Origin of the sequence: Pontibacter virosus (genome assembly GCF_003096355.1) — a bacterium.
GTDB classification, from domain to species: Bacteria; Bacteroidota; Bacteroidia; order Cytophagales; family Hymenobacteraceae; genus Pontibacter; species Pontibacter virosus.
On sequence record NZ_QEKI01000006.1, the window covers coordinates 159,488 to 172,686 of the forward strand.

8 protein-coding genes are annotated in these 13,199 nt (G+C 50.7%); 3 read left to right on the forward strand and 5 right to left on the reverse strand.

Annotated elements, in window-relative coordinates; genetic code table 11:
* Positions 1 to 59: 59 nt before the first annotated feature.
* Positions 60 to 2,807: a DNA gyrase/topoisomerase IV subunit A gene (locus C8E01_RS11245; protein ID WP_116543537.1), complete on the reverse strand. Its 2,748-nt coding sequence runs from the start codon at positions 2,805 to 2,807 to the stop codon at positions 60 to 62.
* The gene (locus C8E01_RS11250; protein WP_116543538.1) at positions 2,800 to 4,662 is read right to left on the reverse strand and encodes a DNA topoisomerase IV subunit B; all 1,863 of its coding nucleotides are present in this window, start codon (positions 4,660 to 4,662) and stop codon (positions 2,800 to 2,802) included. The genes C8E01_RS11245 and C8E01_RS11250 overlap by 8 nt, the downstream gene beginning before the upstream one ends.
* Before the next feature lie 349 nt (positions 4,663 to 5,011).
* On the opposite strand from C8E01_RS11250, the gene C8E01_RS11255 reads away from it, so the two are divergent.
* The 3 genes from C8E01_RS11255 to fbaA all read left to right on the forward strand — a co-directional run bounded on the left by C8E01_RS11255 (position 5,012) and on the right by fbaA (position 8,882).
* Positions 5,012 to 6,160 carry an AI-2E family transporter gene (locus C8E01_RS11255; protein ID WP_116543539.1) on the forward strand — a complete coding sequence of 383 codons (1,149 nt, stop codon included), beginning with the start codon at positions 5,012 to 5,014 and terminating at the stop codon, positions 6,158 to 6,160.
* Positions 6,161 to 6,297: 137 nt separating this feature from the next.
* Positions 6,298 to 7,707 (forward strand): exonuclease domain-containing protein, encoded by a 1,410-nt coding sequence (locus tag C8E01_RS11260; protein ID WP_116543540.1) that lies wholly within the window; start codon positions 6,298 to 6,300, stop codon positions 7,705 to 7,707.
* 104 nt (positions 7,708 to 7,811) lie between these two features.
* Positions 7,812 to 8,882 carry a class II fructose-bisphosphate aldolase gene (gene fbaA / locus C8E01_RS11265; RefSeq protein WP_116543541.1) on the forward strand — a complete coding sequence of 357 codons (1,071 nt, stop codon included), beginning with the start codon at positions 7,812 to 7,814 and terminating at the stop codon, positions 8,880 to 8,882.
* A 60-nt stretch (positions 8,883 to 8,942) separates the two neighbouring features.
* On the opposite strand, the gene C8E01_RS11270 is transcribed toward fbaA, so the two are convergent.
* From C8E01_RS11270 to otsB, 3 genes are all read right to left on the reverse strand, one after another.
* A complete protein-coding gene (locus tag C8E01_RS11270) occupies positions 8,943 to 9,881 on the reverse strand; it encodes a 1-phosphofructokinase family hexose kinase (RefSeq protein WP_116543542.1) in 939 nt (312 codons plus the stop codon).
* 70 nt (positions 9,882 to 9,951) lie between these two features.
* Positions 9,952 to 12,354, reverse strand: a complete 2,403-nt coding sequence (locus C8E01_RS11275; protein ID WP_116543543.1) for a glycoside hydrolase family 65 protein — start codon at positions 12,352 to 12,354, stop codon at positions 9,952 to 9,954.
* On the reverse strand, positions 12,347 to 13,168 hold the full coding sequence (gene otsB, locus C8E01_RS11280) for a trehalose-phosphatase (protein ID WP_116543544.1): 822 nt from the start codon (positions 13,166 to 13,168) through the stop codon (positions 12,347 to 12,349). Before otsB ends, C8E01_RS11275 begins: the two co-directional genes overlap by 8 nt.
* Between the last annotated feature and the right edge of the window lie 31 nt (positions 13,169 to 13,199).

Consider the following 13,199-nt stretch of genomic DNA (forward strand, 5'->3'; position numbering starts at 1 on the left):
TATGTAATCAGCAACCTAATATATTGCTTTAAAACGACTTATGCAAAAAAGGATTTAATTTAGAACAAATCCAGCTGCTTCCTTTTCTTCAGAGCCTTTTTTGCACTGCCGTCTTCTGATAGTTCTTCTACGGCTTCAAGCGCATCAAGTTGAGCCCCACTGACTTTGGCTGCTTCCTCTGCTAGTTCCTTCAACTCGGAGGGCAATGTTACAGGTTCTCGTTTCGTGGTAACTTTCTTAGTTTTAGGCTTTTCTTCCTGCTCCACCTCCTCTAACTTAGGCACCTTCACGTCGTAAATCTTAAAGTAGCTGAGCTTGTTGCCCATGGCTTTCCAACCTTTCACGTCGATGAATTCGCTGAGCAACAGTTTCTCCGTCTCTTTCTCACCGCGCAGCGAACGCTTGAAACTAATTGTCGCCATCGGAACCGGATGCGTGGAAACGGCTTCCATCCTTGAGTTCTTGGTCTCTGAAATAAAGCTGAATTTCTTGCCGACCGTAGATGTCTCGATTCGGAAACGCTTCACGTAATAGGTTTTGTTCTCCCCTTCGTAATAAATAGTGGATACCACCAACTCCGGATCGAATTTCTGCAGCACTTTGATCTTCTCCACAGTGTAGTGGTTAGCCAGATCAAACGTGGTCTGCTCGTAGGTACCGTCTTCGTATACCACCAGAATCGTATCGTCGGTGTTGAATGAACCCAGGTAACGGCCACGGCCTTCGGTGTTCAGACGACCAATCACCTCGTCGTAGAAAATCTCGCGTCCGCCCAAGGTTGACTCGCCCAGACTCTTCTGCACCACCTTCTTGATTGGATACTTGGTTACGATATTACCGTTTGACCCTTTGCCCTTTATCATCAACTCGGCAAAGTCATAGTCGAAAGTTTTGATACGGGCCGTTGACTGTGGGGCAAGGGTGATATTCACCACCTCAGACTCTGAATTCGGGTTAGCTGTCAGGTAGTGCACCTTGGAGTTTTTGTTGCCCTTGGTCAGGTCGTACTCTTTGTCGCGGGTGATAGACTTTACGGAGAAACGCTTCGCAAAGGACACACCGGTTTTGCCGTCTACGTAGATCATGTTGTAGACCATGTGTTCGTCGTTCTTGTTGTAAACGCCGGCCATGATGATGTCTTTGCCCACAAAGGTTTTCTCTGCTACCTTGGTCACTGTGAACTTGCCGTCCTTGCGGAACACGATAATGTCGTCCATGTCAGAGCAGTCGCACACGAATTCGTCTTTGCGCAATCCTGTTCCGATGAAGCCGTCTTTGGCATTCATGTAAAGCTTTTGGTTGGCGATCGCAACTTTCTGTGCTGTAATCACATCGAAGGTCTTCACCTGCGTCTTGCGGTCACGTCCCTGTCCATACTTTTTCAGCAATCCTTCGAAATAGGCAATCGCATAGCGGATCAAGTTGGCCAGGTTGTCATCCACCTCAGCCATCTCTTCTTCCAGCTTATGGATGTACTCATCGGCTTTGAAAGAGTCAAATTTTGAAATACGCTTGATCTTGATCTCGGTCAGGCGGATGATATCATCCTGAGTTACTTCACGGCGCAACAGCTTCTTGAACGGATCAAGGCCTTTGTCAATTGCCTCGAGCACTGCTTCCCAGGTCTCGCACTCCTCGATGTCGCGGTAAATACGGTTCTCAATGAAGATCTTTTCCAATGACGAGTAGTGCCACTTGTCTTCCAGTTCACCTTTGCGGATCTCGAGCTCGCGCTTGAGCAGGTCTACTGTCTTAAAGGTAGAAATGCGCAGCAGCTCGTCCACACTCAGGAAGTGCGGCTTGTCGTCGATGATCACACAGGTATTAGGCGAAATAGACACTTCACAGTCCGTGAACGCGTAGAGTGCGTCCATGGTCAGGTCAGGCGACACGCCCGGCGGCAATTGTACCTGTATCTCCACATCGGCAGCCGTGTTGTCGACTACTTTCTTGATCTTGATCTTGTTGTTCTCACTCGCTTTCACGATCGACTCCATCAGCCCCGTAGTCGTGATGCCGTAAGGCACGTCACGGATGATGAGCATGGTCTTGTCTACCTTCTCAATCGTGGCACGTACCCGGATTCTGCCGCCGCGCATACCATGGTTGTAGTTGGTTACGTCTACCATACCGCCGTTCGGGAAGTCAGGCAGCAAGGTCGTCGTGCGGCCCTTCAGCACATCAATAGAGCCTTTGATCAACTCTTTGAAGTTGTGCGGCATGATCTTGGTCGAAAGCCCCACGGCTATACCTTCCACACCCTGCGCAAGCAGAAGCGGGAATTTTACCGGCAAAGTCACCGGCTCGTTCTTACGTCCGTCGTAACTCAGCTGCCAGATCGTCGTCTGCGGATTGAACACCACATCCAATGCAAACTTAGACAGGCGGGCCTCGATGTAACGCGGCGCAGCGGCGCTGTCACCTGTGCGCACATCGCCCCAGTTACCCTGCGTCTCGATCAAAAGGTCTTTCTGACCCAGGTTCACCATCGCATCGCCGATTGAGGCGTCACCGTGCGGATGGTACTGCATGGTCTGACCGATCACGTTGGCCACCTTGTTAAAGCGACCATCGTCCATTTCCTTCATCGCATGCAGGATGCGGCGCTGCACCGGCTTCAGACCGTCCTCGATGGCGGGTACGGCACGCTCTAATATTACATAAGAAGCATAGTCGAGGAACCAGTTCTCGTACAGACCAGAAACCGGGGTTACGTTATGGATTACCTCTTCCTCACCGTCTGTGAACGCGATCTCCAACTCGTCTTCTCTTTCTATACCTTCGTTGTTCAGTTCGTCGTTATGCATATACTTCCTCAACTATGTCTTTCTCAAACTTCAGATTCTCAATAATGAATTGCTGGCGCTCCGGCGTGTTCTTGCCCATGTAGTAGCTCAGCATTTTCTGGATCGTTGTATCCTTCTGCAGGAACACCGGCTTCAATTTGATATTATCGCCAATGAACTTGCCAAACTCATCTGGCGAGATCTCACCCAAACCCTTGAAGCGGGTGATCTCCGGACGTTTGCCCAGTTTCTCGATGGCAGCCTGTTTTTCGGTTTCGTTGTAGCAATAGATTGTCTCTTTCTTGTTGCGCACGCGGAAAAGCGGCGTTTCCAGAATGAACACGTGTCCGTTCTTGACAAGATCCGGGAAGAACTGCAGGAAGAACGTGAGCAGCAGCAGACGGATGTGCATCCCGTCCACGTCGGCGTCGGTGGCGATTACCACACGGTTATACCTGAGACCTTCCAGGCCTTCTTCAATGTTCAGGGCGTGTTGCAACAGGTTAAACTCCTCGTTCTCGTACACCACCTTTTTCTTCAAACCAAAGCAATTGAGTGGCTTACCTCTCAGACTGAAAACAGCCTCTGTGTCCACGTTGCGGGATTTGGTGATGGAACCACTCGCCGAGTCACCCTCCGTGATGAAGAGCGTGGAAAGCAGGGCATTCTCGTGTTTGTCCTCGTTGAAGTGCAGGCGGCAGTCGCGCAGCTTGCGGTTGTGCAGGTTGGCTTTCTTGGCGCGCTGGTTGGCCAGTTTCTTCACACCCGCCATGTCCTTGCGCTCACGCTCGCTTTGCTCAATACGCTTCTTCAACGCTTCAGCCGTCGCCTGATTGATGCGGAGATAGTTATCAAGGTGCTCCTTGATGAAGTCATTGATATACGAGTTCACAGCCGGGCCATCCGGACCCATGTCAATCGAGCCCAGTTTGGTCTTGGTCTGCGACTCAAACACGGGCTCCTGCACACGCAGCGAAATGGCACCCACAACGGAGCCGCGAATATCAGCAGCGTCGTAATCCTTTTTATAAAAGTCGCGGATCGTTTTAACAAGCGCCGTACGGAAAGCCGCCAGGTGCGTACCACCCATGGTCGTATACTGACCGTTCACGAAAGAATAGTACTCCTCACCGTAGTCGTTACCGTGTGTTATGGCCAGCTCAATGTCATTCCCTTTCAGGTGGATGATCGGGTAGCGCATGCTCTCCTCGTCGGCTTTGTTTCTCAAAAGATCGAGCAGGCCGTTCTCAGAGTAGAATTTCTTGCCGTTGAAGTTGATCGTCAGACCGGCGTTCAGGTACACGTAGTTCCATATCTGGTTCTCCAGATAATCCGGATTGTACTGGTAGTTCTTGAAGATGGTATCGTCCGGCGTGAAAACCGTGAGCGTACCGTTGCGCTGCGAGGTTGCCTCCAGTGGAAGATCGTTTGTCAGCACACCACGCTCAAACTCAGCAGCCTTCATCTGCCCGTCGCGCACCGACTGGATGCGGAACTGGCTTGAAAGGGCGTTTACCGCTTTCGTACCCACACCGTTTAGACCAACCGACTTCTGGAAAGCCTTACTGTCGTACTTACCACCGGTATTGATCTTGCTCACGCAGTCAATTACCTTGCCCAGCGGAATACCGCGGCCATAGTCGCGCACCTGTACCTTGTGGTCCGAAATCTTGATGTCGATGGTTTTGCCGAAACCCATCACGTGTTCGTCGATGGAGTTGTCGATCACCTCTTTCACCAAAATGTAAATACCATCATCGGCCGAAGAACCGTCTCCCAACTTGCCGATGTACATACCGGGGCGTAGCCTGATGTGTTCGCGGGGCTCCAGCGAGCGAATGCTGTCTTCGTTGTAATTATGCTCTAACTCTGCCATTCTGTAAGCGTAAGTGTATTTGATTTAGTGGAATCACTCGGAAATATAGAAAAATAAAAGAAATCAGACGCTACAAATAGTTCCGGCGCCTGACCGATTCGTTTACCAAAGCGGGATATTGCTAATATTTTTAGTTAGCAAATATAGCTAATTTTGTTGAATTCATCAACTACTTCTATACAACCATCGCAGATTACATACAGTTCACGAAAACTGAAGAAAAACATAGGTATTAATTAGCTAATTTCATTAGCATAAAAATATTTAGATTTAACTATACTTGCGCATTACATTTGCTTAACTCAATGCGGTCAAAAGCAGACCGTACACCTATACACAGACGCACCCTATGGAAATTAAATTACCCCGGTATTTTAAGTATGTCATCATTTTACTGGGACTTTTTCTCGCAATCTGGACCTTGCAAAGCTTCAAGTCAATTCTGATGCCGCTGGTCTTCGCACTGCTCTTTGCCTTACTCTTACTACCCCTCACCCGTGACCTTGAAAAATTTCGTTTCCCAAGGGCCCTGGCCATTCTGATTAGCATTGTGCTGGTAGTGATCGTATTGGGCTTGGTGATCTGGTTTCTGTCCATGCAGGTCATCAGTCTGACCTCGGAACTGGACACGATCGGCAAGAACTTCGATGCCCTGATCATGAAGGTGCAGGACTACCTTTACCACAATTTCGGTATACAGCCGGCTAACAAAAGTGAATTGTTCCGGAATGCGGTAGGTGGGCTGCGCGAGCTTTCTACTACTTTCGTTGGCAGCACGATCTCCCTGACCACCGGCGCGCTGACCATGATCACCATTGTGCCCATCTTCGTGTTCTGCTTCCTGTATTACCGCGATCACCTCGAACAGTTTATGTACAAGTTTGTGTCGAAAGAGCGCCGCGGCAGCCTGAACCATACCATCGACAACATACAATTGGTGGCACAAAGTTATATTTCGGGATTGATGATCGTGATCGTGATCGTCTCCCTGCTCAACTCGGCGGGTTTGCTTATCCTCGGTGTCAAGTATGCGATCTTCTTTGGCGTGTTTGCCTCTATCCTGACAATCATTCCTTATATCGGTATTCTGATTGGGGCCATGCTCCCTGCACTGTTCACGCTGGCCACAACAGGCAGTCTGTTTGAGGCGGTACTGGTAGTGCTGGTATTCATGTTTGTGCAGTTTCTGGAAGGCAACTTCATCACACCCTATGTCGTTGGTTCTAAAGTGAGTATCAACCCCTTTGCCGCCATCGTGGCTTTGTTGATTGGTGGCGAGATCTGGGGGGCGGCCGGCATGATCATTTCCATACCCATGATCGCGATCCTGAAAGTGATTTTCGATGCCTACGAACCCTTGCAGCCGTTTGGCTTTCTGCTGGCCGATATAGACGATGTGAAAGATAAGAAATCAGGGCGCTTCCGGAAGATGTTCGACAAGCTGCGTGAAAAGGCTAAAAAAGAGCGCTATGAAGATGACCGCGAGGCACAGCAGTAGCCCCCGTTTGCTAACTCTATTTGCATAAGGTATGGCCTAAGTGCGATTTGAAACGTATTGCTAAGAATATTGGTTTACAGGATAGCCCTTTGGGAAATGCCAAAGACAGCATCCAAAAAGCCTAAAAAAGAATCAGCTTGTACGCCATCATAGACATTGAGACGACGGGTAGCCAGCCTACACAGGACAGAATCACCGAGATTGCCATTTTCATTCACGATGGAAACGAAGTCGTGGATAAATACAGCACCCTGATCAACCCGGAGCGCCCCATACCTTATTTCATTTCTCAACTCACCGGCATTACCGACGACATGGTGCAGGACGCGCCCAAGTTTTACGAGGTGGCCAAAGACATTGTGCAGTTCACGGAAGGTAAGGTATTTGTGGCCCACAACGTGCGCTTCGACTACTCCTTTATCAAGAAAGAATTCGCTGATCTGGGCTTTACATTTCAGCGCAAAACGCTTTGCACCGTGCGCCTGAGCCGTTCGCTTATACCTGGTCTGCCTTCTTACTCACTAGGCAAACTCTGCAAAAGCATCGACATAGATTTACAGATGCGCCACCGAGCCATCGGCGACGCCGAAGCAACAGCAAAGCTTTTTGACAAGCTGATCAAGATCAACCGGCCGGTAATTGACGGAGCACAGCACATGGCTGATCAGGCCGAGCAACTCAAAAACGAGATCAAGGCCTCGCTCCTGCCTCCTGCCATCAGCAAGGAACAGGTAGACGCGTTGCCGACAGTGCCTGGTGTGTATTATTTTTACAACGAGGCAGGCGAGGTGATCTATGTAGGTAAGAGCATCAACATTAAAAAGCGCATTATCCAGCACTTCAATATCGACTACAAGAGCCGCAAGTCTATTGAGTTCAAAAACCAGATCGCTGATATTACCTACGAACTGATGGGAAATGAACTGGTAGCGCTATTGTTTGAGTCGGCGGAGATCAAGCGGATGAAGCCACACTACAACCGCCAGCAACGGCGCAGCGTGTTCAACACGGGAATATTTACCTACGAAGACGAAAATGGGTATAAACGCCTGACCTTCGGAAGCGTGAACAAGGCTGACAATGTGAACATGACACCGATCATTGCGCTATCGAATCAGTTCAAGGCGAAAGGTTTCCTGTTCCATAAAGTATCGAAGTATAACCTGTGCCAGAAGCTGTGTGACTTGTATAAAACACCTGGTGCTTGCTTTGATTATCAGGTGCACATCTGCAAAGGCGCCTGCATCGGTAATGAAACACCAGAGGAATACAATGCCCGTGTGGACGCCGCCATTGAGTCATTTACCTACGAGCACAATAGCTTTGTGATTGTGGGCAAAGGGCGCGAGATGGGCGAGAAGTCGATCGTCGTGGTGGAGCATGGTACCTACCTTGGCTTTGGATTTGTGGATGAGTATTTCTCAGCGAGCTCACTGGACGATTTCAAGTCGGAGATACAGCGCTACAACGATAACAAGGACATACAGCAAATCATACGCGGCCATATGCGCGGCAAGCACAAAGACAAGGTGTTGGTGTTTGATTAGGCCTTCCTGTAAGGTATAGCCTAATTTCTGTAGCTCCTATCATCAATTTTCGGTTAAGAAATTATTTATCCGTAATTTCAAATCGAAATAAAACTTAAACATTCATGGAAAAACGTTTCAGATCAGGGGTATTGTTCGGCGATGAAGTAACAGAGCTGTTCAAGTATGCCAATGAGAATAACTTTGCGCTGCCAGCCGTTAACGTGATTGGCACAAACTCTATCAACGCCGTGCTGGAAACAGCCAAGGCGCTTAACTCACCAGTTATCATTCAGTTCTCGCACGGTGGTGCGCAGTTTTTCGCTGGCAAAGGCCTTGAAAACGACAACCAGAAAGCCGCTGTTGCAGGTGCCGTTTCCGGTGCCCAGCACGTGCACCTGATGGCCGAAGCTTATGGTGTACCTGTGGTGCTGCATACCGACCACGCTGCCAAGAAACTGCTACCTTGGATAGACGGATTGCTGGACGCTGGCGAGAAATACTACGAGCAGCATGGTAAGCCGCTCTACAGCTCGCACATGCTCGATCTGTCAGAGGAAGAAATAAAAGAAAACATCGAGACCTGCTCCAGCTACCTGGAGCGCATGAACAGGATCGGAATGACCGTAGAGATCGAACTCGGCGTAACGGGTGGCGAGGAAGACGGCGTGGATAACACGGATGTAGACAGCTCAAGACTGTATACCCAGCCGGACGAGGTGGCGTATGCCTATGAAGAACTGAAGAAGGTGAGCGACCGCTTTACTATCGCAGCGGCTTTCGGCAACGTGCATGGTGTGTACAAGCCGGGTAACGTAGAACTGCGCCCAGAGATCCTGAAAAACTCACAGGACTTTATCAAAGAGAAATTCGGAACAGGCGACAACCCAGTGAACTTCGTATTTCACGGCGGTTCAGGTTCAGAGAAGGCCAAAATCACGGAAGCGATCGGTTACGGTGCCATCAAAATGAACATCGACACCGACATGCAGTGGGCCTTCTGGGACGGCGTGAAAAACTACTACGAGTCGAAACGCGATTATCTGCAAGGCCAGCTCGGCAATCCGGATGGCGCGGACTCTCCGAACAAGAAGTACTACGACCCACGCGTATGGCTGCGCAAAGGCGAGGAAAACTTCATTGCCAGACTGAAAGAGGCATTTGAAGATTTGAATTGTGTGAATCGCAATGCCTAGGATATAGTTTGATACTGATAAAAAGGGTGAGGCGAAAGCTTCACCCTTTTTAGTTAGCCCTTACCGATGCTCCATTAACCACTGATAGATCGCTTCCGTGTCCTCTTTGCGGCATAGCTCCGAACCCGGCGTCATGGTAGCGGCAGTACCGGCGGCAACACCGTAGCGCACCACTTCCTCGAGCGAACAACCTTTCAACAAGCTCATCACCATACCGGCTACCATACTGTCCCCGGCGCCGACGGCGCTCAGTTGCTTCACAGTAGGCGGTACCACATAGTGTATACCTGATTTTTTAGAAGCGAGCATGGCACCGCGTGGCCCCAGCGATACGACCAACACTTTGCATTTGCCTTCATCGAGCACCTGCATGGCAAACGCTTCCTGCTCCAAGGCTGAAATATGCTCTTTACCGGCCAACTTCGCCAACTCGCCTAAATTGGGCTTGATCAGGTATAGCCCCTCTCCTGCTGCTTTCAATAACGCCTCACCGGACGTATCCAGGATCAACTTAAAGTTGCGCTTATGTGCTATTACGGCCATCTGGAGGTAAAAGTCATCGGGCACGCCCGGAGAGAGACTGCCACTGGCTACCACGTATTCCGGCACCTGTTCCAATTTCTCGAGTTTGTCGAGCACCTGTTGCCACTCTGACTCTGCTATATGCGGGCCCGGCATGCCAAAGCGGAACTGGTCGCCGGTGCTGTCTTCCATTACCATCAGGTTTTCGCGGGTCCAGCTCCTGGTTTTGCCAGACCAATACTCCACCCCTTCTTTTTTAAGCAAATCGCAGAGCTTTTCTCCGGCTGGTCCTCCTGAAAGCAGCCAGGCGCAGGAGCTACCGCCTAGTTTGTGAATAGCGCGGGACACGTTAATGCCGCCACCTCCCGGCTCGAAAGTGGGCTCGTCGCAGCGGAGTTTCTTCTCGGGCAATACACGCTGCACATGGGTGCTTTTGTCTAGGGCAGGATTGATGGTGATGGTCAGGACCTTGTGCATGCTTCTTCAAGTATAATGGATTTCAAACAGGTACAGGTATATATAATCTGCTTTGAAAATAGTTTTTACCTCAGCGCTGAATATCAAACTCCTTCTTGTCACCGGTCCTGAAAGTATGGACTTCACCACAAACACCTATTTTCACTTCTTTGGACCAGCCTCTGTCAAACGTAATGATCAGTTTATGGCATGTGATGTTCAGTTCCAGCCAATGTCCGCGGTAGCGCAACTGCAGGTTGAGGCAGGGCATTTCTTCCGGAAGAACCGGGTTAAGCCACAACACATCATCACGTATCTCAAGGCCTGTATAGGCGCGTTGCACCAGATCTACTGTACCGGCCATGGCCCCTAAGTGTATGCCTTCGGCCGTGGTGCCTCCCTGTATATCTTTCAGATCACTCATCAGGGCCATCTCAAAATTGACCCATGATCGTTTCCGGTCCGAACGGGCCAACACCCACGCATGCACAATCTTGCTCAGCGTGGAGCCATGGGAGGTGCGCTGTTCATAGTAGGCTATATTCACCCGGATATTCTCAGGCTTAAAATCGTAGTCAAGCTGCTTGAAGATGGAGAGTAATTCTTCAGAGGAAAACAGGTAGAAAAGCATCAGGACATCGGCCTGCTTGCTGGCTTTGTACTTGTTCACGTTGTCTCCTTCACTCTCGAGGATGCGGTCGAGCCGCATGGCCTCGCCGTGCTTCGCTTTATACGTATCCCAGTCGAACTCCTGCAGTTGGTCATAGCCGTCGAATTGTGCCATGATTCGGGTATCTTCCAGAAAAGGCACATACATGCGCTTACTGATGTCTTCCCAGCGTGTCAGGTCGTCAGGTGTGATGTGCAGTTTGGTGAGTAGTTCCTCGTACCGGGAGTCATCTATCACCTCTTTGAGTTGCAGCGCCTTTTGGATGACCCAGACGGCCAGCACATTGGTGTAAGCGTTATTGTGAAGACCCACTTCCTCAGAATCGGGGTACTCGGTGTGGTACTCGTCAGGACCTACGACATGCAGTATCTCGTAGCGACCGGTTTCCTGGTTCAGGGTAGCGATAGTAGACCAGAACTGCGCGATGTCCATCATCAATTCAGCACCGTGGTAGCTCAGAAAATCTATGTCATCGGTGGCCTGATAGTAGTGCCAGACATTGTAGGCAACAGCCGAGCTGATGTGACGCTGCAGGAACGTGTTGTCAGGGAGCCAGCGGCCGGACTGCGGATTTAGGTGAATGACCTGGCTCTCTTCACGGCCATTGCTGCCACTTTGCCAAGGAAACATGGCGCCCTTGTATCCTGCCTCTTTTGCGGCACTGCGGGCCTCGTTCAAACGACGATAGCGGTACATCAGCAATTCCCGCGTAATGGCAGGTAGGTGCAGGTTAAGAAAAGGAAAGATGAACAGCTCATCCCAGAAAATGTGTCCCCGGTAAGCTTCTCCGTGCCAGCCACGGGCAGGTACGCCTACATCGAGGTCGACGGTATGACCGGAAACTGTTTGCAGCAAGTGGAACACGTGCAGACGAAGTACCCCTTGTACTTTGGCGTTGCAGGCTGTGTCGAGGTCACAGCGGTTCCAGAGTCGTTGCCATGCCCGCTTATGCTCCTCCAGCAACGCCTCAAAAGTGCCCTGCCGCTTGATGTTGACGCAGGCATCCTGTAGAGGCTCCGATGTGGCCCAGTCGCGAGAAGTGTAAATCAGTACACTCTTTTCAAGGCGCAAAGGCTGGCCTTTCGTCGCCTGCAACCTGAACAAGTGTTCTACATAACCTTCCTCAATTTTGGTCTGAGGCAACACACCACTGACCTGGTCATTCAGGTATACCTGCGTGCGGGCTACCTGTGCCATGCGGGTTTTCGACTGCACGGTCTGCACGACCAGGAACATGTTTTCCTCATCGTGCTGCCCCTGTTCCAACGTTTCGAGGTGCTTACTAGCCAATGTGCGGTAGCGGGCTACGCCACTGTTGATCACGCGTCCGTCCAGGGCAGACCGTATTTCTACCTCACCCGACCAGTTAAGCGGCGTGAGCTGCCACTCCAGCGCTGCAGAGTGTGGGTGGGCCATGCTAACAATGCGGCGGGTATTGAGCTTGGACTCGTGGCCTCTGCTATCGCGGAAATGCACATGGCGAAGCAACACACCGTGCTTCAGATCGAGCTCCTGCTTAAAATCCAGGACTTCGACGCTGCTCATATGGAACCACTCCTCGCCAGGATGCCGGAAAGAAACAGGGAGCCAGTTAGGCCAGTTTACAAGATCTTCGTTTTCGATTTGCTTACCGGCCACCTCGGAGGTAAGCCGGTTGTAGCCGCCAGCCAGGTAGGTGCCCGGGTAGTTTAGATCCGGTTCTGCTTTGGCTTCTTCAAATGCTCCCCGGGTGGCAATGTAACCGTTTCCTAAGGTACAGATTGCCTCACGCAGGGTTTGCTCTTTCGGAACCCATTGGTCATAGATGATGCTCCAATCAGCCATTGCTTTTCTGTTTGATGGTGTCGGTCAGGTCTTCCAGGAAAACACGCACATCATCCACACGCTCCAACCGGTAGGTAGCGGCCGTTTTTTCGTCGTGTTCACCTACCAGTACACCTATCCCTTTCCCCTGCAGCTCTGCAAAGGCATCTTCGTCGGTAATATCGTCCCCGATATAAAGCGGAATGTATTTGCTATCATCCAAGCCTAACTCTTCCATCAGCCACATCACCGCTTTGCCTTTGTGCCAGTCGATGTTCGGTTTGAGTTCGTAAATCTTTTTGCCGTGACCGATTTTCAGTTCCGGCATCGTGTCCAGTACTTCGTCCACGACCTTTCGCACCTGGACCACCTCATCGTCAGCTACGTTGCGGTAGTGCACGGCAATGGCATAACGCTTTCGCTCCACCAGGCTACCTTCCACCCCTTTAAGTTTTTCCTGTAAGACGTCTTCCGCTTTATCTAAGGCGGGCAGGGCGGCTTTGGCTCCTCCCGGCTCCGAGGCCATGCCACCCGGACCGGTGATATCAAATCCGTGTGATCCGGCAAAGTACAGGTTGTCAAGTTTTACCAGTTCTTCCACGTTCCGCCGGTCGCGTCCGCTTACCACAGCCACTTTGGTAACGGTAGCCAGATCTTGCAGGGCGCTCCGCATTTCGTCGGACAGGATCGCCATTTCGGGTCGCTGCACAATGGGGGTCAGGCAACCGTCGTAGTCGAGAAAAATGGCGGGAGTCTTGCCCTTGAATTGCTCTTTAAGTTCATCCAGTTGCTCGAGAGCCGACGGCAGTTCGAGGGCCTCACGTTTCTGTACCATAGTCTAGGTTTTGGGGTGTCGATGTTGTGGA

Coding starts and splice junctions, on each gene's coding strand:
- C8E01_RS11245 (WP_116543537.1), bottom strand. CDS start 2,807: ATGCATAACGACGAACTGAACAACGAAGGTATAGAAAGAGAAGACGAG.
- C8E01_RS11250 (WP_116543538.1), bottom strand. CDS start 4,662: ATGGCAGAGTTAGAGCATAATTACAACGAAGACAGCATTCGCTCGCTG.
- C8E01_RS11255 (WP_116543539.1), top strand. CDS start 5,012: ATGGAAATTAAATTACCCCGGTATTTTAAGTATGTCATCATTTTACTG.
- fbaA (WP_116543541.1), top strand. CDS start 7,812: ATGGAAAAACGTTTCAGATCAGGGGTATTGTTCGGCGATGAAGTAACA.
- C8E01_RS11270 (WP_116543542.1), bottom strand. CDS start 9,881: ATGCACAAGGTCCTGACCATCACCATCAATCCTGCCCTAGACAAAAGC.
- C8E01_RS11275 (WP_116543543.1), bottom strand. CDS start 12,354: ATGGCTGATTGGAGCATCATCTATGACCAATGGGTTCCGAAAGAGCAA.
- otsB (WP_116543544.1), bottom strand. CDS start 13,168: ATGGTACAGAAACGTGAGGCCCTCGAACTGCCGTCGGCTCTCGAGCAA.